15 protein-coding genes are annotated in these 22514 nt (G+C 68.3%); 7 read left to right on the top strand and 8 right to left on the bottom strand.

All coding sequences use genetic code 11. The annotated features are described in order from the left end of the window. Both queG and FV220_RS11330 read right to left on the bottom strand, forming a co-directional pair. The coding region (gene queG / locus FV220_RS11335) for a tRNA epoxyqueuosine(34) reductase QueG (protein WP_348642084.1) at positions 1-743 on the bottom strand (743 nt) is incomplete at its 3' end. A gap of 137 nt (positions 744-880) precedes the next feature. Then, complete coding sequence (locus tag FV220_RS11330; RefSeq protein ID WP_018041671.1) at positions 881-1573, bottom strand: glutathione S-transferase family protein; 693 nt, start codon at positions 1571-1573, stop codon at positions 881-883. Between the two features lie 205 nt (positions 1574-1778). Here FV220_RS11330 and FV220_RS11325 point away from each other — a divergent pair, with 205 nt between their 5' ends. The 4 genes from FV220_RS11325 to FV220_RS11310 all read left to right on the top strand — a co-directional run bounded on the left by FV220_RS11325 (position 1779) and on the right by FV220_RS11310 (position 5678). Continuing rightward, entirely contained in the window at positions 1779-2582 is an 804-nt protein-coding gene (locus tag FV220_RS11325) for an undecaprenyl-diphosphate phosphatase (RefSeq protein WP_056147178.1), read from the top strand. Positions 2583-2780: 198 nt separating this feature from the next. Further along, positions 2781-4652 (top strand): methylmalonyl-CoA mutase subunit beta, encoded by a 1872-nt coding sequence (locus FV220_RS11320; RefSeq protein ID WP_147831415.1) that lies wholly within the window; start codon positions 2781-2783, stop codon positions 4650-4652. A gap of 65 nt (positions 4653-4717) precedes the next feature. Beyond that, on the top strand, positions 4718-5104 hold the full coding sequence (locus tag FV220_RS11315) for a hypothetical protein (RefSeq protein ID WP_056146951.1): 387 nt from the start codon (positions 4718-4720) through the stop codon (positions 5102-5104). 145 nt (positions 5105-5249) lie between these two features. Beyond that, positions 5250-5678: a hypothetical protein gene (locus FV220_RS11310; RefSeq protein ID WP_056147181.1), complete on the top strand. Its 429-nt coding sequence runs from the start codon at positions 5250-5252 to the stop codon at positions 5676-5678. Between the two features lie 33 nt (positions 5679-5711). On the opposite strand, the gene FV220_RS11305 is transcribed toward FV220_RS11310, so the two are convergent. Then, positions 5712-8726, bottom strand: coding sequence for an N-6 DNA methylase (locus FV220_RS11305; RefSeq protein ID WP_246689437.1), 3015 nt, complete (start codon positions 8724-8726; stop codon positions 5712-5714). A 570-nt stretch (positions 8727-9296) separates the two neighbouring features. Between FV220_RS11305 and FV220_RS11300 the strand changes: the two genes are divergently transcribed. After that, entirely contained in the window at positions 9297-10670 is a 1374-nt protein-coding gene (locus tag FV220_RS11300) for a methyl-accepting chemotaxis protein (RefSeq protein WP_187273392.1), read from the top strand. A 64-nt stretch (positions 10671-10734) separates the two neighbouring features. Here FV220_RS11300 and FV220_RS11295 read toward each other — a convergent pair whose 3' ends face one another. The 5 genes from FV220_RS11295 to FV220_RS11275 form a co-directional block, all read right to left on the bottom strand. Further along, positions 10735-12279, bottom strand: a complete 1545-nt coding sequence (locus FV220_RS11295; protein WP_147831411.1) for a sensor domain-containing diguanylate cyclase — start codon at positions 12277-12279, stop codon at positions 10735-10737. A gap of 175 nt (positions 12280-12454) precedes the next feature. After that, entirely contained in the window at positions 12455-14260 is a 1806-nt protein-coding gene (gene lepA / locus FV220_RS11290) for a translation elongation factor 4 (protein ID WP_056160725.1), read from the bottom strand. 169 nt (positions 14261-14429) lie between these two features. Further along, the gene (locus tag FV220_RS11285) at positions 14430-17423 is read right to left on the bottom strand and encodes a response regulator (RefSeq protein ID WP_246689436.1); all 2994 of its coding nucleotides are present in this window, start codon (positions 17421-17423) and stop codon (positions 14430-14432) included. Between the two features lie 262 nt (positions 17424-17685). Next, a complete protein-coding gene (locus FV220_RS11280) occupies positions 17686-18414 on the bottom strand; it encodes a Crp/Fnr family transcriptional regulator (protein ID WP_018046139.1) in 729 nt (242 codons plus the stop codon). A 385-nt stretch (positions 18415-18799) separates the two neighbouring features. Then, positions 18800-20071 (bottom strand): polysaccharide biosynthesis/export family protein, encoded by a 1272-nt coding sequence (locus FV220_RS11275; RefSeq protein WP_147831408.1) that lies wholly within the window; start codon positions 20069-20071, stop codon positions 18800-18802. Positions 20072-20465: 394 nt separating this feature from the next. Here FV220_RS11275 and FV220_RS11270 point away from each other — a divergent pair, with 394 nt between their 5' ends. Together FV220_RS11270 and FV220_RS11265 are read left to right on the top strand one after the other, a co-directional pair. Further along, a complete protein-coding gene (locus tag FV220_RS11270) occupies positions 20466-21470 on the top strand; it encodes a UDP-glucuronic acid decarboxylase family protein (protein WP_018046137.1) in 1005 nt (334 codons plus the stop codon). Then, on the top strand, positions 21467-22423 hold the full coding sequence (locus tag FV220_RS11265; protein ID WP_147831406.1) for a WecB/TagA/CpsF family glycosyltransferase: 957 nt from the start codon (positions 21467-21469) through the stop codon (positions 22421-22423). The genes FV220_RS11270 and FV220_RS11265 overlap by 4 nt, the downstream gene beginning before the upstream one ends. Positions 22424-22514 lie beyond the last annotated feature (91 nt).

Raw genomic sequence — 22514 nt, 5'->3', positions numbered from 1 at the left:
GGCGCGGCGAGGTCGGCCCGCGCGCCGAGGCGCGCCTCCGAGGCGGCGACGGCGAACTTGTTCCAGGGGCAGACCGCAAGGCAATCGTCGCAGCCGAAGACGCGGTTGCCGATGGCCTCGCGGAATTCGGGGGCGATCGGCCCTTCGTGCTCGATGGTGAGGTAGGAGATGCAGCGCCGCGCATCGAGCTGGTAGGGGGCGGGAAACGCGGCGGTCGGGCAGATGTCGAGGCAGCGCCGGCAGGAGCCGCAACGGTCGGCCTCGGGCAGATCCGGCACGAGATCGGCGGATGTGTAGATCGCCCCGAGCAGGAGCCAGTTGCCGTGCTCGCGCGAGACGAGGACCGTGTGCTTGCCCTGCCAGCCGAGGCCCGACGCGGCGGCGAGCGGCTTCTCCATCACCGGCGCGGTATCGACGAAGACCTTCACCCGCACGTCGCCCTTGGCGGAGAGGTAGCCGCCGAGCTCCTTCAGCTTGCCCTTCACCACATCGTGATAGTCGCGGCGCTGGGCATAGGCCGCGATGGCGCCGCGATCCTTCAGGGCCAGCAGCGAGAGCGGATCGACCTCGGGGCCGTAGTTCATGCCCAGCATCACGATGCTGCGAACGCCCGGCCACAGGATCGACGGATCGGCGCGCTGGTCCGCGCGCTCCACCATCCACTCCATCCCGCCGTGATGCCCGGCGGCGAGCCAAGCGGGCAGCCGCTCGCGCAGGGCCGGCGCCGCATCGGGGGTGGTCACCCGCACCGCGTCGAAGCCGAGATGCCGGGCGCGGGCCTCGAGCGCCTGCCTCAGCGCATCGCCGGAGAGAATTTTGCGCTGCTCCCGGCGGCCGGCCGCCTGCTTGCCCTCTGCCCGGAACTGGCCCGAAGGGGAGTTCAGAAATCGAGATCCGCGTAATGATCCGCCGGGGCCATGCCCGGAACCCGGTCCGCCAGCAGCGTCCGGAAGGAGGGGCGCGATTTCAGCCGCGCGTACCAGTCCCTCGCCGTCTCGTCCTCGTCCCATGGCACGTCGCCGAGATAATCCACGCAGGAGAGGTGAGCCGCGGCCGCGAGATCCGCATAGGTCAGATGGTCGCCGGCGATCCATTTCCGGCGGGACATCAGGTAGCCGATGTACTTCATATGGTAGCGCACATTGGTGCGCGCCGCACGAATGGCATGCATGTCCGGCGGACCGCCGCCATTGGCGCTGGTCATGAAGCGCTTCGAGATCTTCTCGGTGACGAGATAGCCGGTCACCTCCGCATCGAACTTCACCAGGAACCAGTCGAGCAGGCGGCGGACCTCCACGCGATCGGCGGTGGCCTCCGGCAGCAACCGGCGCCCGGACAGGCCGAGGCCGCGGGTCTCGTCCAGATACTCGGCGATGATGCCGGCCCCCGGCACGGCGAGCCCGGTCTCCTCCACCAGGACCGGCGTCGTCCCGGCCGGATTGATGAGGAGGAAGGCCTCGCGCCGGTCCCAGACCCGCTCTTCCACGAGTGCGGGCTCCATGCCCATCTCGCTGAGCACGAGACGGATGAAGCGCGAATGCGGACAGAAGGGGGAGTGGTGAAGCGTCGCCATAGAGGCCGTTTCGAAGGGGATGGAACCGCGGGACGCGCCGTATCGGGACCGCCGGTGGGTGAGGGTCGCCGGTCGAGACTTATTGCCCGATCATTGCCGCCTCATTAACACGCTGGACATGTTCCGGTAACCGCTCGTCAACTCTGATCGCCGACACCGTGCGGCGACCCGCGCTCCCACCCCACAACAACCGAGGCGAGACATGATGGATGCCATGAGCATCGTGAAGGCGGTCGTGCTCGCCGTCGTCGAAGGCGCCACCGAGTTCATTCCGGTCTCCTCCACCGGCCACCAGCTCCTGGTCGGCCACTTCATCGGCTTTCAATCGCCCAACAACACGTTCGAGGTGCTGATCCAGCTCGGCGCGATCCTGGCGATCCTGGCCGTCTATTTCCGCCGCCTCCTGGGAATCGCCGTGGCGTTTCCGAGCGATCCGAACGCGAGACGCTTCGTCCTGGGCATCCTCCTCGCCTTCCTGCCGGCGGCGATCATCGGCGGCCTGTTCTCGAAATACATCAAGTTCTACCTATTCAACCCGTGGATCGTCTGCGCCACCCTGGTGGCCGGCGGCCTCGTCCTCCTCGTCCTCGACGAAACCGACCTCGAGGTGAAGAAGCGCGACGTCTTCGACTTCACCCTGCCGATGGATTTCAGGATCGGCCTGTTCCAGTGCATCGCGATGATCCCCGGCGTTTCGCGCTCCGGCGCCACCATCGTCGGCGCGATGCTGATGGGAGCGGACAAGCGCTCGGCCACCGAGTTCTCGTTCTACCTCGCGATCCCCACCATGGCCGGGGCCTTCGCCAAAGACCTCCTCGACAATTACAAGAACCTCTCGCAGGACGATTTTGGCCTGATCGCCATCGGCTTCGTCGTGGCCTTCCTCTCGGCCTTCGTCGTGGTCCGCACCGTGCTCGACTACGTGTCCTCCCACGGCTTCCGGCTGTTCGCGTGGTGGCGCATCATCGTCGGCTCGCTCGGCTTCGCGGGGTTGATCCTGTTCGGCTGACGAACCCGCCTCGCGGCCCCGGACCCGCCTCGCACGCCGGGGCTCGCGACGCGGCGGCGGCCTTCGTTTTTCTTTGAGTCCGCGCTGATTTCTTTGATGAGTCCGGCGTGTTGCCCGGCAAGCCTCGCCGTGCGAGGGCTGTCGCCGACAGCGTCCGGCCACGCGCGGCCGGCGGAAGCGTGCGCCAAGGCCCTGACGATGGACAATCGCCCCCTCGCCGACCTGTTCCCCATGCCCACCCGCGAGCGGTGGCTCGGCCTGGTCGAGGGCGTGCTCAAGGGCGGCGATTTCGAGAAGCGCCTGGTCTCGAAGACGGCGGACGGCATCCGGATCGAACCGCTCTACGAGCCCGCCGCCCCGGTGGCGCAGCCCATGCGCGCGCCCGGCCCCTGGCGCATCGCCCAGCGGGTGGACCACCCGGACGCGCAGGCCGCCCACGATCTCGCCATGGCCGATCTCGAAGGCGGCGCCGATGCGCTGAACCTTGTCTTCGCGGGCGCGGTCTCGGCGCGCGGCTTCGGCCTCGCCGTCGATGACGTCCCGGCCCTCGACACCGCCCTGTCGGGCGTGATGCTCTCCCTCATCGCGACGCGGCTCGATGCCGGCGGGCGCGGGCTGGAGGCGGCCCGTCTGGTCAAGGCTTTGGCGGCGCACCGGAACGAGGATCTCGGCAGTCTCGACCTCGATCTCGGCCTCGACCCGATCGGGACGCTCGCCGCCACCGGCCGCCTCGACGCGACGATCCCTGAGATCGGCGCGGCGGTCTCGGCGCTCCTGTCGGAGTTCGACGGGGCCGGCTTCACGGGCCGCGCGATGCTCGCCGACGGGCGCCCCTATCACGAGGCCGGCGCCAGCGAGGCGGCCGAACTCGCCGCCACCCTCGCCACGGCCGTCGCCTATCTGCGCATGCTGGAGGCCGGCGGGCACGACCTCGCCCGCGCCCGCGACGCCGTCGCCATCCTCCTCGTGGCCGATGCCGACGAGTTCCTGACCATCGCCAAGTTCCGCGCCATGCGCCGCCTCTGGGCGCGGGTGGAAGCCGCCTGCGGGCTCGACCCGAAGCCCCTGCGCCTGCATGCCGAGACCGCGTGGCGGATGATGAACCGGAACGACCCGTTCGTGAACATCCTGCGCACCGGCATGGCCGCCTGTTCGGCGGGTCTCGGCGGCGCCGATTCCGTCACCGTCATCCCCTACACCGCCTCGCTGGGCCTCGCCGACGCCTTCGCCCGGCGCGTCGCCCGCAACAGCCAGATCGTCCTGATCGAGGAATCCAACCTCGCCCGCGTCGCCGACCCGGCGGCAGGGGCCGGCGGGTTCGAGGCGCTCACCGAGGAACTCACCACCACGGCCTGGGCCGCCTTCCAGGCCATCGAGCGGGAAGGCGGAATCGTCGCCAGCCTGCAGGCCGGCGCGATCCAGGCCCGGATCGGCGAAACCCGCGCCACCCGCGCGAAGAACGTCGCCACGCGGCGCGAGCCCCTCACCGGGGCGAGCGAGTTCCCCTTTCTCGCCGAGAAGCCGGTGACGGTCCTCGACCTGCCGCCCTCCGATGTCGTGGCGCCCGCCTTCGCCCTCGGTGGGGCCGGGACGACCACCTGCGAGGCCCTGCCCTCCTTCCGCCTCGCCGAGCCCTACGAGGCCCTGCGCGACGCGTCCGACGCCCATCTCGCCAAGACCGGGCGGCGCCCCCTGGTGTTCCTGGCCAATCTCGGGACGGTCGCCGTCTTCAACGCCCGCTCGACCTTCGCCGCCAACGCCTTCGCGGCCGGCGGCATCGAGGCGGTGAACGAAGAGGGTTTTTCGGAGAGCGACGCACTGGCCAGGGCTTTCGCCGCATCCGGCGCGCGCATCGCCTGCCTCTGCTCATCGGACGCCCTCTACGCGACCCATGCCGTCGCGGCGGCCGAAGCCCTGAAGGCGGCTGGGGCCAGGACGGTCTATCTCGCGGGCAAGCCCGGCGATCTCGCGGAGGGGCTCAAAGCCGCAGGGGTCGATGCCTATCTGCACGCGGGAGGTGATCTCCTCACGCTGCTTCAGGCCGCCTTGGGCGAAGCCACACGAGCGTGAACCGCAACCGATACGCGATCCGGGGCGTTCCCAGCCCCGATCACGCCCTTGCAGAACAGGCTACGATGCGACGCTTCCTCCTTGCCGCCGGCTCTCTCGCCCTCCTGACGACGTCCCTCGGAACCACCGAAGCGGCCACGCGGAAGGTCTCGGTGCCCAACCGCTACGACGGCGCCTGGAGCATCGAGGTCATCACCCAGGACGGCCCCTGCGACCGCGCCTATCGCTACGGCGTCCGGATCGCCAAGGGCGAGGCGAGCTATCCCGGCGGGGATTTCGACATCCGGGGGCGCGTCTCCGGCAACGGCTCCGTGCGCGCGACGATCATGCGCGGTTCCGATGGTGCCACCGTGGTCGGCCAACTCGATCGCGGCGGCTACGGCAGCGGCACCTGGTCGAGCAACGGCATGATCCGCTGTTCCGGCCGCTGGAACGCCGAGAAGCGGGGCTGATCCGGCTTCTGTGATCGGCCGGGCACAGTCGGCTCACGAAATCGCGCATCGCAGGTTTCGGGGCGCGTCGTGCCCTGTTCCTGTCCAAGTCTTCGATGAATACTTGGGGCGAATCGATTTCGATCGACCTCGAGGTATGTGCGCGATGAAAGCTCGGCTGCTTGGCGCTCTCTTGACCCTTGTCGCGACGGCGGGTGCCGCAAGCGCGGCGCCCCGCACACCCGGACACGCCCATGCGGCCATGGCGCCACTGGAGCGCGCCGCCACGGAGTGCTTCGCCGAGACGGTGATGGCCAACCCGGCCGCCATGCGCCATGCCCGGGCGGGCCGCTGGTACGAGGCGGCGGGGATCATCGGCTTCCTCTGCCGCCCCGAGGTGGATGCGATGATCCGCACCCATGACCAACTCTTCGGCAACGGCACCGGCCAGCGCTACTTCAAGGCCGCCTATACCCGTCATCTCGGCGGCGAACTCGCCATCCGCCTCCAGCCGATGCTGGAACGCACGGCCGTGGCGACCGCCGAACCGGCCGCCGATAGGACCGCCCCGGAAACCGGCGACAAGGCCGAGTAGCGACTTCGAACCGAGCTTCGCCGAGCCTTGGTATCAGGCGTCGACGGTCTCTTCCTCGTCGCGGGCAGGAACGGCTTCGTCGTCCGGCAAGGCGAGGCGCGGATCGGGCCCGAGGAGCGTCTCCACCAGGGCATCGATGCGGGCCGACACGCCCTCCTCCCGCAAGGCGTCCCGCACCAGGGCCCTCGCCTTTTGGAACGAGACCTCCATGGGCAGCGCGACGGCGGCCGCCACCTCCTCCGCCACCGCGCCTTCCGCCGCCAGCCCGGCATGGACCGCCTCGCGCGGGTCGAAGCGGGGGATCGGAAGCGTGAACATCAGCTTGTCGAAATCCCGCGCGCCCTGCTCGCCCCGGCTCTGCAAATGGGCGATGCGGATGCGAACCGCCTCGCTGTTGAGGATGGCGATAAGGAAACGGGCTTCGTCCTCGGAAGAGACGTCCGCCCAGTAGAGTTTGTGGTCGATGATTCCCCGGCGATCCCTGACGATACAGGCCGCGGGCCATAATCCGGCCTTGGCGAAGACCACGCGAATGGGCGGCAGCGGAAACTGCGAGGACAATCCGCGTTGAAAATTCCATCGTTGCTTGAGTGTGATGCGTCCGGCGCTGTGTTGCGCCCAGCTTGCCTCGGCTTGTCGCATCCAGGCTCCGAGACGGCTCACGCCACGATCGCTCGCCTGTTTCGCATCGAGAACACTCCCATCGGACGCCACAGGCACGATGCCCTCGAATGCGTTCAGAACGCGAAACGACGCGATGGATTCGCCGAGATAGACCGGCCGGACGTAACCGCTTTCGACAGCCCCCTGTTGGGCGGGCAGGTCTCGCCAAGGAGCTTTCTCTTGCGGGGATCGCCTGCTTCTCAAGAGGGGTGCTGCGGCGTTGCCGCCAAGACGGCCTGACTGAACGCGATCCACCAGACACAGCATGCGCGGAACGAGGGTCGCCCCTTGATGGAAGAGCGGGCGATAGGGCGACCCGGCCTCGAAGTTCGCAGGCACCGGTGCATCGGCCCGATCCAGCCGCAGGCAGCGATCCGCCACCTCCTCGGGCACGTCCTTGAAGGGGAGCCGCCCGGCGAAAGCCGTGACCCGCGTCGGCGTCGGCCGGGCCTCCCCCGCCGTGACATCGGCGAACAGGACGCAGGTGGGCACCCTGAACAGGGGCGAGACGGCCTGATTGTCGAGAACCCAGGCGTCAGAGAACGCGACACGGACCTCGGTCCAGTCCCCGGTGCGGAAGGCTCGGAACTGGCCCCGCCTCAGGGCGGCGAGCGGCAGCACCATGGCGACCCGGCCGCCCGGCCGGTCGCCCTCCGGCGGCCGGACATAGAGCTCTGCGGCGCGTGCGAAGAACAGGCCCGACAGATCGGTCTGCGTCACCAGCCGCGCCTCGTCGGGGCCGACCCAGATGCCGAGCCGGCGCGCGGTATCCCGGAACAGGGCCTGCAGGGCGGGCGCCATGTAGCGGTAGGACAGCCAGGGCGGGTTGCCGATGACGACGTCGACCCTGGCGCCGTCCGAGAGCGCCACCGGGCGGCTGAGGTTGCGGGCGAAGAAGCCCCAGACATGGTCGCGCCCGGCCCGGCGCAGGCGGTCGTAGATCGTGAAGGTGGTGACGAGCGTCGCGTGCTGCTCCGCCGCGACGCCGAGCCCAGCGAGCCCGCGCGCGAAGGCGTCCGCCGTGCGGACGGCCTCGCTGGCATCGTGCATGGCGGTGACGACGCGGTCGAACAGGGGCGGATCGGCGCAGAGGCCGAGGGGGAAGCGCAGGGTCGGCGCGCCTTTGCGGCCCTCGCGGGGGTCGCGCGGCACCTCGACCACGAGGTCGCTCTCGAACGCGTCGCGCTTCACGTTCCATTGCAGCGCATCGCCGAGATAGACCGGCAGGGAGATGTCGCCGCCTCGCCCCGGCAGGGCGTCGCCGAGCGCCAAAAGGTAGGTGACGCGGGCGAAGATCACGGCCACCGGATGGACGTCCAGCCCCGTGACGGAAGCGCAGCAGCGCGACGCGATCTCGGTGAGGGGCACGCCCGCCGCGATCAGGGCCTCGCGCTTGAGGCGCACGGCGTGGAACAGGAAGCTGCCCGAGCCGCAGGCGGGATCGAGGCAGGTCTGCTCGGCCGGCCGGTCGAGGGCGCGCCGCACCACCTTCCGGGCGAGCCAATCGGGCGTGTAATATTCACCGATATCGTGCCGTTGCGCCGGATCGATGAGGGATTCGTAGAGCACTTTCAGAAAGTCGACATCGACGCTGCCGAGGTCGAACCGGGCGGCATGCGCGGCCAGGCTGGCGACGATCGCCTCCCCGCCCGGCGCCTGGATCACCCAGCCGAAGAAATCCGTTTCCACCGCGCCGTGGACCCCCGCCTCGTGGAAGGCGCGCCCCGACAGCAGATCCTCGGGCGAGCGCCCGGTGGCGCCCATGGTTCCGGCGGCGATCGCCTTGGCGAGGATGACCAGATAGGTGTGCTGGAGCCAGAGCGTGTCGTCGTCGATGGCCTTGCCGTAGACGAAGCCGAGATGACGCGACCAGAGCTGCCGCTTCAGCACCGCCTCCGGGTCCGCCGCCAGCGCCTCCCAGGCCTTGGCGAGGAGGCCGAGGGTCCGCGCGAAGGCGGCGCTCTGGCGGCCGAGTTCGTTCGTGATCCCGGCCGCGTCCGCCGGCAGCCAGTCGAGGACCGCGATGACGCCTTCGAGCCAGGCAGTGAGGCCACGGGCATCCGCCAGCCTCACCTCGTGCTCGGTGAGCTGCACCAGGACGCCGTCCCGCATCTCGTAGGCGGTGAAGGTGGCGCCGTCGGTGGCGAGCCCCACGTAACGCTGGCCGGTGGCGCCCTCGCGTTCGGGCAGGTAGCGGGTGAGCTGAGCCTCGGCGTCCCTGGCCTCCCGGCGCAGGTCGGACTTGATCTCGATGATCGTCCTGCCGAGCAGGGCGTCGAGACGACCTCTAACCTCAGGTATCTTTCTCTCGAAGAAAATCTGCTCGCTCTTGGCGCCCAGCGCCTCGGTCAGCAGGCGGTAGAGCAGAAGCCCTGACCTTCTCATGTCCCGGACGGATCGAGAGTTCCGCGACGATCGCGCTCAGGGAATCACCGTCGATCGACATCCACGCCTCCTCAGGAGAGAGAAGCGAGTTAGTATACCTCAGGTTGTTCATCAAGGGTCGAGTGTATGACGCCTGTGGGAGGCCGCCCTTGCCGAGGGGCGAAGGGCAAAGGGCAAAGGAACTGGGGCCGAGGCGCACGAGCGCGGAGAGGCGATCGAGGATGGCGAGGTGGCCCTGGGGAAAGGCCGGCGCGGGTACGTTCCGAACTCCGCACGGACCGGAACCGCCATGAACTCCCGGCACCGGGGAGGGTCGTACCTGATCTTTGATGAGAATTTGCGCAGGATTGATACCAAATGACCCAGTCGCGTGTGATGAACCGAAGGCTTGATCAAGGAATGCGAAGCTAAGTTCCAGCCGCAAAGAGGCTGCCGAAGGGGCACGGCTTCCGGTAGTCCGGACCGACAGGCTCGCAAGGCTCGCGTGAGGGTTTCATGATCAGGGCGATCGTCGACGGATGGCTCGGAAGGACCGGTGGGCGGCGGGAAGAGAACCCACCTGCGTCCGGGATGCTGTCGCACAACTTGGGCGCGGTGCTCGCCTTCCTGAACGCGATTTCGCGCGCCTGCAGCAGCGCGCCGACGCCGGAGACCGCTATCGTCGATTGCCTCGCCATCGTCGGCCGCTTCACCGAATGGCCGATCGCCCATGCCTACCGACGCATGGACCAGGACGGCGTGGACGTGGATGCAATGGTGTCGATGAGGGCGTGGTACCTCGCCCCCTCCGACGTGCCGGGGCGGACGGACGCTTTCGTCGCCAATTCGGAGCGAGCGGTCTTCGCCCCCGGCCAAGGGCTGGTGGGGCGCGTCTGCGCGGAGGGACGCGCGATCTCCTGCGAGGACGTGACGGTTGTGCCCGGCTTCGTCCGCGCGACGGCGGCGCGGGAAAACGGCGTACGCGGCTGCTTCATGTTCCCGGTCCGCATCGGTGACCGGGTGGAAATCGTGCTGGAATTCTTCTCCCGCGAGAAGGCGGAGTTGAGCGAAGCCCTGCTCGAACTGATGGCCTACGTGGCCGACCGCCTCGCCATCACGGTCACCGACCATGCCCAGCGCGAGCGCGTCCGCTCGCTCATGGCAGCCCTCGACGGGATCGCCTCCGGGCTCGCGGACACGACCATGCAGGTGGAGGCGGGCGCCCGCACGGTCCTCACCGTGGCCGAGACCGTGGACGAAAGCCGCGCCCAGGCGGACCGGGCCAACCTCGCCGCCTCCCGCGACATCGACGGCGTGTCGGATGCCGCGCAGGGCCTCGTCGCGCTCTCGCGCGAGGCGAGCGCCCATGCCGGACAGGTCGAGATCATCGCCGACCGGACGAGCGGCATCCTGGGCCAGGCGGTGGACGTCTTCTCCGAACTCCAGGAGCGCATCGCCGGCATCGGGCAGATCAGCGACCTCATCGGCATCATCGCCGCCCAGACCAACCTCCTGGCCCTCAACGCCACGATCGAGGCGGCCCGCGCGGGCACCGCCGGACGTGGCTTCTCGGTGGTGGCCGCGGAGGTGAAGGACCTCTCGAACCGGGTCAGCACCGCCACAGCCGAGATCTCGCAGCAGATCGCTCGCCTCAGGGAGGTCGCCGCCCAATCGACCGCGTCCCTCGCCTCGGTGCGTGACGAGGTGACATCCGTCCGCGTCAGCGCGGCCGACATTTCCCGCGTCAGCGCCTCCCACCAAGAGGCTGCGGGCGGCATCGCCGAAGGCGTGTCGCGGGTGCGCGGCACGATCTTCGAGGCGACCCGCCACCTCGACGCCCTGCGCGCCACGACCGAGGAAGCGCTGGCCTCGTCACAGGCCCTCGGGGCGACCTCCGGCCACCTGCGCGACCAGGGTCGCGACCTCGGCGAAGCGGCGCGGCAACTGGCCGTCTCGGCCCGTTGAAGGCCCGTCCCGGAATCGTGGTCGCAGCGGCTCCGGCATCGGCGAGGGGCGGTGATGCGCGCGCTCAGGCGCCCGCGAGACGAAAGCTCGCCTGGCGCCGATCCACCACGCCGCGACGGCGCTCGACGAACCGGGTCTGATTGCGGCCGTTGGCCTTGGCCTCGTAGAGGGCGGCGTCCGCGAGACTGAACAGGTCCGATGGCGCCAGGGGATCGGTCGCGGGCGCGCCCATGGTCGCGACGCCGATGCTCACGGTCACCGATCCGGGTTCGATCCCGGCCGCCTCCACCGCGAGGAGCGCCACCCTGGCATGGACCCGTTCGGCGATGCGCAGGGCTTCGTCCTCGTCGCCATCCTGCAGCAGGATCGCGAATTCCTCGCCGCCCACCCGGCAGACGAGATCGACGGGACGGTGAATGCTTTCCAACAGGCAGCGGGCGAGGCCGCGCAGCACCTCGTCGCCCACCGCATGCCCATGGCGGTCGTTGAAACGCTTGAAGTGATCGGCATCGATGACCAGCAGCGCGAAGTGGCGGGCCGCATGGCCGGCATTGCCCCGCAGGGCGGTCAGGGCCTCCTCGAACCGGCGGCGGTTCGGCAGGCCGGTCAACGCATCGGTGAGCGACTGCCGGGCGAGTTCGACTTGCATCGCGCCGCGCCGCTCCAACTCTCGTCCGAACAGCAGCGAGAGGCAGACGGTCAGGCCGCAGAGCGCCACCACGATGGCGGTGATGACGATGGCCTTCGCGCGCCATTCGGCCTCGATCTCGTTCACCGCCAGGGCGACGTTGAGGATCAAGGGCAAGGTCCCGACCTGCGTGAAGGCATAGTGCCGGTCCACCCCGTCAAGGCTGGAGGTCCCGACGAAGCTACCGCTGCCCTCGCGGACGAACCGCTCGAAATTGGCCGTTCCGGCGAGGCTCGTCCCGAAATCGGAGTCCCGGTTCGGGTAGCGCATGACGCGCGTCCCATCGTGCAGGTACAGGTTGATCGCGCCGTCGCGCCCGAGGCCCAGGCGGTCGAACAACCGCGTGAAGTACGACAGCTTCAGGGTGCCCAGGACCACCCCGCCGAACGACCCGTCCGGCTTGTCGACGCGTCGGCTCAGCACCATGACGCGTGCGCCCGTCAGACGCGACATCAGCGGCTGGCTGATCAGCAAGCCACCGCCGCCCCGGGCCTTGTGGGCCTTGAAGTAGTCGCGGTCGACATTGTTGGTGTGGCGCGCCGGGATGGCATGGCCGTCGAGAATGCTGTCGCCCCGCTCGTCGAGGACGAGGATCACGCCCATGTCCTGTGCCGAGATCGCCCGATCGAACAGGATCAGCTGGCGCAGCTCCGGCGACAGATCGGCGAGAGCGGGAAGTTTCAGGTTCTCGGTGACGCCCTGCAGCGACAGATCGATGATTTCGATATTGCGGGCGATGTCGCGTTCGATGATCTGGAGCAGGTTCTGCGAGGTCTGCTCCGCCTTGTCCCAGGCGTCCTTGCGCAGGTCGAGCAGCATGATGGCCGACACCACGAGCATACCGACAGGCGCCAGAATCCCGAAGAGGATCCACGTGCGCGCCGAGCGGAACCTGCGAGCGAATCGGCGCGGCAGGACCATCGGCATCTCCTCCCAGGTCACCCGGAGGTGCCTGGTTCAGACCATGTTGCCCGCCTCTCCGGCCGGGACAGGGCACGTCGAGAAGTCTAAGCCACAAGCCTTAATGCAGGGCTAAACATGCCGCGGCACAACCGGAGGTGGAGGCAGTGTCTTCCGCTCCGGCTCCGGCTCCGGCTCAATCGTCCATCTTCAGCGCGGCGATGAACGCCTCCTGAGGGATCTCCACACGGCCAAACTGGCGCATCTTCTTCTTGCCCTCCTTCTGCTTGTCGAGGAGTTTGCGCTTACGAGAGATGTCGCCGCCGTAGCACTTGGCGGTCACGTCCTTGGAGAGGGCCTTGATGGTCTCGCGGGCGATGATCTTGCCCCCCAACGCCGCCTGGACCGGGATCTGGAACAGGTGGCGGGGGATCAGGTCCTTCAGCTTCTCGCACATGGCCCGGCCGCGATGCTCGGCGCGGCTGCGGTGGACCAGCATGGAGAGGGCATCCACCGGCTCGGCATTGACGAGGATCGACATCTTCACGAGGTCGCCCTCCCGGTAGTCCGAGATGTGGTAGTCGAACGAGGCGTAGCCCTTCGAGATCGATTTCAGGCGGTCGTAGAAGTCGAACACCACCTCGTTGAGCGGCAGGTCGTAGACCACCATGGCGCGCTTGCCGACGTAGTTGAGGTCGACCTGCGTCCCGCGCCGGTCCTGGCAGAGCTTCAGGACGCCGCCGAGATACTCGTCGGGGGTGAGGATGGTGGCGCGGATCCACGGCTCCTCGATGGCGGTGATCTTCATCACGTCCGGCATGTCGGCCGGGTTGTGCAACTCCTTCAACGTCCCGTCCGTCATCTGCAGGCGGTAGACCACGGAAGGAGCGGTGGAGATCAGGTCGAGGTTGAACTCGCGCTCCAGGCGCTCCTGGATGATCTCGAGGTGGAGCAGGCCGAGGAAGCCGCAACGGAAACCGAAGCCCAGCGCCGCCGAGGTCTCCATCTCGTAGGAGAAGCTCGCATCGTTGAGCCGGAGCTTGCTCATGGCGCTGCGCAGGGTCTCGAACTCGGCGGCATCCACGGGGAAGAGCCCGCAGAACACCACCGACTGCACGTCCTTGAAACCCGGCAGCATCTCCTTGCAGGGGCGCTTGTCCTCCGTGAGCGTGTCGCCCACGCGGGTATCGGCGACCTCCTTGATCGAGCCGGTGAAGAAGCCGACCTCGCCGGGGCCGAGCTCGCCGATATCGGCCATCTTCGGCCGGAACACGCCGATCTTGTCGACCCCGTGCACGGCGTCGGCCCGCATCATGCGGATGTTCATGCCCTTCTTGAGCACGCCGTCGACGATGCGCACCAGCACGACGACGCCGAGATAGACGTCGTACCAGCTGTCCACCAGCAGGGCCTTGAGGGGCGCGTCGCGGTCGCCCTTGGGCGGCGGCAGGCGCTTGACGATGGCCTCCAGCACCGCCTCGATGTTGAGTCCGCTTTTCGCCGAGATCGCCACCGCCTCGGAAGCGTCGATGCCGATCACCTCCTCGATCTGGGCGCGGATGCGCTCGGGCTCGGCGGCCGGCAGGTCGATCTTGTTGAGGACGGGGACGATCTCGTGGTTGGCGTCGAGCGCCTGGTAGACGTTGGCGAGCGTCTGCGCCTCCACGCCCTGGGAGGCGTCGACCACGAGGAGCGATCCCTCGCAGGCCGCGAGCGAGCGCGACACCTCGTAGGCGAAGTCCACGTGGCCGGGGGTGTCCATCAGGTTGAGGATGTAGTCCTTGCCGTCCTCTGCGCGGTATTCGAGGCGCACGGTCTGGGCCTTGATGGTGATCCCGCGCTCCTTCTCGATGTCCATCGAGTCGAGCATCTGCTCGCTCATGTCGCGGAGCGCCACCGTGCCGGTGGTCTGGATCAGCCGGTCGGCCAGCGTCGACTTGCCATGGTCGATATGCGCGACGATGGAGAAATTACGGATGTTGTCGATGGGGACGGTGGTCATCGAGGGGTCTGTCTCCGGCGCGGTCGCGGTCCGTCGGCGTAAGGACGGGCCCGGCGCACGGCTTTTCGGTGTGTGGACGCGTGTCGGGAGATAGCAGTGCGGCACCGGCACGCCAAGCGGAGCCGCGTCCGCACGTGGTCGCGCCCCTCGGTTCCGGGTGCGACGGGTCTCAGAGCAGGGCCACCGTCTGGCGGATTTCGGGCATGGTCGGCCCCGTGATCTCGTGGACCATGCGGTTCATCAGGTCGCGGGCGATGAGGCAGCGCCCGCGGGCCTCGTCCCGCGCGGCACCGGCGGGCAGCGCGGCGAAGGTCCGGCAGGCCTTGGCGAGGTCGCGGAATCCCGTCCTGTCAGCCCGGGCGGCGAGGGTTTCCGCGCTCGCCCCGTCCGTGTCGGGTCCGAAACGGTCGACGAGCCTGACGAAGGCACGCACGTCCTCGCGGGCCGCCTCCTCGCCCATCTGGGCGATCAGGGCGTCGAAGGCGCTCCGGTCGAAGATCGGCGGCCGTTCCGGCATCGGCGCGTCCGCGTCGCTCTCCCGCAGGACGATGGAGGAGATCTGGTCGCCGACCACCCGCGACAGGGTCGGGAGATCGAACGGCTTGCCAAGTTGACCGTTGGCGCCGGCCTCCGTGAGGGCCCGGACCCGGTCCGGCATCATGCTGGCGCTCATGGCCACGATCGGCACCCGGCGCGCCGGGTGCTGGAGGGAGCGGATGCGCCGGATGGCCGTGGTCCCGTCCATTCCGGGCATCGACACGTCCATGAGGACGAGGTCGTAGGCGCTGGCCTGCACCGCCAGGATGGCCGCCTCTCCGTCGGTGACCATGTCGACGCCGTAACCCAGGCGCTTCAGCATCGCCTGGACGACCTCCCGGTTGATCGGGTTGTCCTCCACCACGAGGATGCGGCCGGCCCCGGGCGCGTCCGGGCTCGGAGCCGGCGCCGCGCGTATCAGCACCGGCGCCGGCGCCAGGGAGAGAGAGAACCGGTAGGCCGCCGTCTCGCCCAGCGGCGTGCTCCGGTCGATGCGCCCGCCCCCCATGAGTCCGACGAGGCGCTGGGCGATGATGAAGCCGAGGCCGCTGCCGTCGAGGGCCACGGTGCGGGCTGCGGACTGCTCCGGGTCTTCGCCGGCATGGGCGGTGACGAAGACGCGCCAGCGCTCGGCGGACTCGGCGCCGCGCGGCCCCTGCAGCGCGAGGGTGACGGTGCCCCGGCGCAACGTGCCGATGGCGTCGTTGAGCAGGTTGAGGAGGATCTGCCTCAGGCGGCGCTCGTCGCCCAGGACATGGCGGGAGCCGTCGCCGGGAACGGCCAAGTCGATGGCGACCCCCCTCGCCTCGGCCATGGGCCTCACGAGATCGGCCGTCCCGCTCACCAGGGCGGGCAGGTCGATTGGGATGCTGTCGAGGCGCAGGTTGCCTTCCCCGGCCCGGGCATAATCGAGGACGTCGTCCACCGTGCCGAGAAGCGTGTCGGTGGCCGCCCCCACCAGGGCGAGATAGCGGACCTGATCGGGCGAGAGCCCGGTCGTGTGCGCGAGGAGGTCGGTGAAGCCCTTGATCGTCGTCAGCGGCGTCCGGATCTCGTGGCTCATGAGGTTCATGAACTCCGATTTCGCCCGGCTCGCATTCTCGGCCTTGGCCTGGGCCAGTTCGGCGGCGTCGCGGGCCATGCGCAATTCGTCGGCCTGATCCTGCCGCTTCGTCACGTCCCGCAGGGTCGATATCACGTTGGGCGCCCCAGGCGCGGCGGAGGTCAGGAGGTCGTTGACCGCCTCGATCCAGATGCAGCGGCCATCCGCATGGCGCATCCGGAACAGGGACACGATGCTCGGCCGGTCGGGGGCGAGGCGGGCATCCGCGGCGGAGAAGGCGGCGAGATCGTCGGGGTGGATGCGCGTGCGCGGATCGAAATCCGACCCTTCCGTGCCGAACAGCGCCGCGCCGGAAGGCGAGACATAGGCGATGCGCCAGTCGGCATGGCGCAGGATCACCACGTCGGTCATGGTCTCGGCGAGGAGTTTGTAATGCGCCTGGCTCGCCGCGAGTTCGCGGCCGCGCTCGGCCACCCGGACCTCCAGGTTGGCATTGACCTCAGCGATGGCGGCGTGGTGCTCGGCCGAAACATGGGACGCCGTCACGAGCGCCCGGCCGATCTGCTCCACCTCGCGGATCTCGCTGGCGGGAAGGTGGACGGGGTCGCCGCGCCCGACCGCCCCGGCGGCCCGCTTCAGGTTCCGCACCGCCCTGGCTACCTGCCGGGCATAGATCCAGGCGACGATCCCGCCGCTGCCCAGCAGCGTCACGGCGAGGAAGGCCAGGACCGCGAGCGAACGATAGAGCGAGGCCTCGAAGGCATTCCGGTCGAGGCCGGTGACCACCGTCCAGTCGGAGACGCCGGAGCGATGGTGGAATTCCATGACGCTGGCCTCCGCCTTCTCCCAATCCTCCAGACGCTGGAGCCTGGGCGGAGACGAGGAGGGCTCCTTCGTGGAGAGGCCGGACGAGTCGGGCGCATCGTCGGTTTGTGCGACGATGCGCTTCGCGCCATCGACGAAGACGGCGGAGAACGGGTCGTCGATCTCGGCCTGTGCAATCAGGCGGGCGAAGTGATCCGTGCGCACGGCGATGGAGACGAACATCTCCGGGGCGCCGCCGCGCAGGACAGGCGCGCAGATCAGGACGATATCGGCCCCGGTGACCACGCTCTTGATCACCGGAGAGATGACCGGGCGCCGGGTCGCGATCAGGGACGCGGCGAGCTCGGGACGGGGGGAGGACGGCATGGCCGTGCCGACGGGCACGCGCGTGTTGACGATCTGGCGGCCATCGACATGGACGAGGGACACCGTGAATTCGGTGGTGTCCACGAGTGCCCGCCCCTGGGCATCGAACCGCGCCCAGTCCTCGGCATCGATGGAGGGCGAGGTCGCCAGGGTCCTGGCCATCGCGCTCATCTCGGAGAGATCACGGTCGAGGCGCTCGCGGAGATGGTCTCCGGTGAGCTGTCCCATGGTCTGCAGACGGGCTCGCTCGGCGGCCACGTACCAGTCGGTGGTGACGACGGCGAGCACCACGAGGGGAAGCGCGATGGCGAGGGCGAAGACCATCATGGCCGCCACCGCCGAGTGTTGCCCCCGCTCTCCGCGCCTGCGCACCGCTCTCTCACCTTGTCGATGGGCGCACCGATGGGACGCGGCCTCGCTTCACCTAAGCAGGGATTCTCCGGCTGGCCAATGGATTGTGAGGTTGTTCGAAATTCATGGTTTCGACGGCTTTATGAATAGCGTCGTCCAGGGTCCGCGCTTACGCGAACGTTCGATTTCAATCGGGTCCGACTCATGCGTCCTCGGCGCGTTCGGCGGACACCCGCCATCGCACGGTCGAAGGGTGATGAGTTTCCCTCACCTCCGTCCGGTCTCAGATGAAGGGGCCGATCAGCCGCTCGTACTCGGCCTCGGCGAGGCCATAGCTGTCGCCGGCCAGTTCGACGAGCTTGAGCCGGTCACGGATCGTGATCTGCCCGCGCCGCATCACGATCATCCGCGTGCGCTCCAATTCGTGCAGGGCGACGGTGACGCGCGGGCGATGCATGCCGAGCATCAGCGCCAGCATCTCGTGGGTCATGACTACGCGGCCCTCGTCGAGCCTGTCGCTGGCCAGGAGGAGGCAGAGCGCCAGGCGCTCCTCCACCGAATGGTGCCGGTTGGCCAGGGCCATCTGGCTGGTCCAGAGGATGACGACCTGGACGTAGCGCAGGAGGATGTCGCGTAGGGCACTGCTCTGGGCCATCGCCTGGCGCAGGGCGCCCGCGCCCATGCGGAGGGCACGGCCCGCCACGCGGACCTCCACGGTGAGGGGCGTGTGCTCGATGCCGAGCACGAGGGCGGTGCTGACCATTCCGTCGCGCCCGACGACAGCGATCTCGACAGTGCCGCGTTCGGCGATCGCCATGGTCACGGAGGCCAGTCCGCTCTCGATGAAATACGCGTGCGGGATGGGCTCGTTGGCCATGACGATCCGCTCGCCGACGGTCAGCACCACCTCTTCGAGCTGCGGCAGCATCTGGCTGAAGACTTCGATGGGAAGCGCCCGCAGGAGGCGGTTCTCGACCAACGGCGCCTGGAGCGGCTGGAGTCGTGAGTTCATTAGTGACGCTCCGGCAAGCATCTCGCCTATACTTTCAAGGAACTCGGAATAAACAGTGGCGAAGAGCCGCATTCTGCAGAATATTGATTAAAATTCCAGTAAAATAGCACAATATTAAGTACTAGCTTGGGCTTCGATGTGTATTTTAATTCGCAACATTTGAACCTCCGCGATGTACGCGAGCGATCCGGGTGCCGAGGCCGAGCGGCGTGTCAAAGGCGATCGGCTCCCGCGTCCGCCCGTGGCGGGGGAAGGGGGCGAGCCTGCGCCTACATGCGTCCTGCAAGTGCGAGGCGGATGATCGTTGGGACGTCGACGGGCCCGCGACGCCCGGGCCGCGTCGGTGTCTGCCGCGCCGGCCGTGGGAGAGGTGCCGGTTCCCGTATCAGCGCGCCGGGAGGGAGCCCGGTTCCGGCAGGGCCAGGCTTGTCCGGATCGGACTCGTCGGCGGCTCGCGACGGACGTCGATGATGTCGCCCGGCTGGAGGAGCGCACGCTCGTTCGCCTCGAAGGTCTCCGTCCGCTCGCCCACGGCGCGCGTGATGAAGACTTTCCGCGCCGGGGTGCCGGGGCTGGCTGCACCGAGCATGCCGCCGGACTGGAGGCGCGCCTCCCGGATCTCGCGGGCGCTCGGCAACTGCATCTCCACTTCCGTCAGGCGCGTGGTCACGTCCTGCAGTTCGGCGAGGAGGCGGCGATGATAGGTGTCGGTGAGTTCCTGGGCGCGCAGGGCGAGGTCGCCGATCGCCAGATCGAGCCGGGCGAGTTCGGAGTTCAGCCGCGCGATGGTCCCCTTGTTCCGGGCCTCCTCGCGCTGCAGTTCGATCCCCTGGTACCGTCGCGCCAGACCGTTGCTGATGAGCTTCTCGTAATCCTCGAGATGGGACTGGATCAGCCGGAGCTGCGTCTCCTCCGCCTTGCGCTGCGCCTCGACGCCAGCGATCTCCGCCTCGATCCGCGGCTGCTGCGCACGGAGCATCTCGGCAGATTGCGCGAAGGCGCTCCGCTGCGCCTTCAGGATCCCGCGTTCCTCCGCGAGGAGACGGGTGAAGCCCTCGTCGCGTTCGCTGCCGCGCGGCGGGGTGAAATCCTCACGGTCTTGCCGCTGCGCTTCCAGCCTCTCGCGCCGGACCGTGAGCAGACGCAGGGTCGCCTCCAGGACCCGGACCCGTTCGTCGGCACTGAGGAACTCCGTGCGCTGGGAGATCTGCGCCTGTTCGGGCAAGGCGAAGCCGCCGGCCAGGGCGATGCCGCTGAGAACCGAGGCCCCGTAGCGGAACGGGTAACTCCCCGCGACGCGCACGTCGCCCAGGAGGTAGATCGGCCGCATCTCCGTGATACGCAGGCTCACCACCGGCTGCTGCAGAAAGCCGTCGGCCAGATGGCTGACGATCTGCTTCTGGGCCTCCGGCAAGGTCATCGCCGAGACGGTGACTTCGCCGACCAGGGGCAGGAACAACGCGCCGCTGCCATTGACCACGAACTCGCCCGAGAGTTCGGCTTGGCCGTAGACCGACAATCCGAGCCGGTCTCCGGGCGCGAGTCGATAATCGGAATCCTGGGCGCCGGCCGCCCCGCCGAGGGCGACCCACAGGGCGAGTGCCGCGATGCGGTAGGGCACGCGCGCCAGGCGCGTCCGTCGATGCTGTCTCATCATGGATCAACCGACCGCTTGTCTGGTGAGGCCTATCTCGCAGGATCGCCAATAGTCTAAACCGCGGAAATTCCGGCTCCGGCATCGCCTTTCGGACGATCCCGGCCCTACAAGGAGTTAGTCCTTCCGAATATCGGCCATGCTATAAAATCTAATCGATGATTTTTGGCGTCGAGTCGCGGCAATATTCGATGGTACTATTCCTTATTCGGTCATGAAGCCTGCCCTATGCACCGGATGCGCCACTTGTAGCGTGCAATGATTGTCCTCCATGGTTCGGCGGCGCTCCGAGTTCCTCCCCGAGGGGACGGTCGAGCGAGATCACCGACGGAACGCTCGTTCCAGTCTCGGACGCGACGATCGTCGGTCCTGGGAATGAGCCGGAGGGGCACCGACAATGAAGCGCATCCTCGTAACGGGTGGGGCCGGGTTCATCGGGTCTCATCTCTGTGGACGGCTGATCAAGCAGGGAAACGAAGTTCTCTGCGTCGACAATTTCCTGACAGGTGCGCGCTCGAACCTGGATAAGCTGCTCACACACCAATCCTTCGAGCTCCTTCGCCACGACGTGACGTTCCCGCTCTACGTGGAGGTCGACGAGATCTACAATCTCGCCTGCCCGGCCTCTCCGGTTCACTATCAGCGGGACCCCGTCCAGACGACGAAGACCAGCGTGATGGGGGCGATCAACATGCTCGGCCTGTCCAAGCGCCTCCACGCCCGCATCCTCCAGGCCTCGACCAGCGAGGTCTATGGCGATCCGGACGTTCACCCGCAGCCCGAGAGCTATTGCGGCCATGTCAGCATCGTCGGGCCGCGCGCCTGCTACGACGAGGGCAAGCGCTGCGCCGAGACGCTGTTCCACGACTACCGCCGCCAGCATCGGATGTCGGTGCGCGTGGCGCGGATCTTCAATACCTACGGGCCGAACATGCATCCGCAGGACGGCCGGGTGATTTCGAACTTCATCGTCCAGGCGCTGACGCATCAGCCGATCACGATCTACGGCGACGGCTCCCAGACCCGGTCGTTCTGCTACGTGGACGATCTCGTCGAAGGCTTGCTCCGGCTGATGGCGGTGGAGGAGGAGCCCGGCGACGTGGTCAACCTCGGCAACCCGTCCGAGATCAACGTCCTCGCCCTGGCCGAACGCATCGTGCAACTCTGCAACTCGCGCTCGACGATCGAATGCCGGCCCTTGCCCCAGGACGACCCGAGGCGGCGCTGCCCCGACATCTCCCGCGCCCGGGAGAAACTGAGATGGTCGCCCCGGGTCGATCTCGACACCGGTCTGGTGCGGACGATCGCGTATTTCGAAGCGCGGCTCATCCAGAAGGGCTCGCCGATTCATGCCCTGCGCGAACTGGCCCGCTCCGAACCACTGACGCAGGTCGCGGGATGACCGACGATCTCACGCCGAGTGGCGCCGATCTCAATCGCCGGGCGCGATCCGTGCGTCCGGAAACCCGCCGCCGCCACGCGGTCGAGCTGACGGGCGCGGAAACGGCGGGGGCTTCACCCGCCCCTGCCGGGGGCTGGGAACTGCCGCGCGCCGAGATTCTCGGGCTCGACGTCAGCGCCATCACCTTCGCGGACGCCATTGCGGCCATCGATGCCTTCGTCCGCTCGGGCAAGCCGCATTACGTCTGCATCACCGGGGCCCATGGGGTGATCGAGAGCAGAAGCGATCCGCACTTGCTCGCGATCCACAACGCGGCGGATCTCGTGACGCCGGACGGCATGCCCCTCGTCTGGATGTCGCGGCTCCTTGGCCACACTTCGACCGAGCGGGTCTATGGCCCCGACCTGATGCGCGCGATCACGCGCCTGTCGCCGTCCCGCGGCTATCGCCATTTTTACTACGGCGGAGCGCCCGGTGTGGCCGAGGCGCTGAGCGCCCGCCTCCGGAATGCAAATCCGGGACTGTCCGTGGTCGGCACCTGCTGCCCTCCGTTCCGGAGCCTGTCGCGGGAGGAGGACGAGGCGGTGGTGGCACAGATCAATGCCGCGCGGCCGGACATCGTCTGGGTCGGCCTCAGTACCCCCAAGCAGGAAAACTGGATGGCCTCCCATCTCGGACGCATCGATGCGCCGGTCATGATCGGCGTCGGGGCAGCCTTCGATTTCCTGGCGGGCACCAAGCGGCAGGCCCCGGTCTGGATGCAGAAGCGAGGCCTCGAATGGCTGTTCCGCCTCGTGAGCGAACCGAAAAGGCTCTTCGCCCGCTACATGAAGATCGTCCCCCTGTTCCTGCTGCTCGCTGCCGGGCAGCTTCTCAGGACCTGGTTCGCCTCCCGCATGAGGGGTGGGGCCTCCCCGGCGATGCCGGCCCCGCCGCCTCATCGGCCCGGGTGATTCCCGCTCCCGGGCCGTGCCGGGCCTCGCCCCCGTGGCCACGGTGTCCCGCCTTCTCTCGTTCCAGGGCCGGTATGGCCTCGAACTTTCG

Origin of the sequence: Methylobacterium sp. WL19 (assembly GCF_008040005.1) — a bacterium.
Classification (GTDB): Bacteria; Pseudomonadota; Alphaproteobacteria; order Rhizobiales; family Beijerinckiaceae; genus Methylobacterium; species Methylobacterium bullatum.
This window is presented reverse-complemented; position numbering and strand designations above follow the sequence as displayed.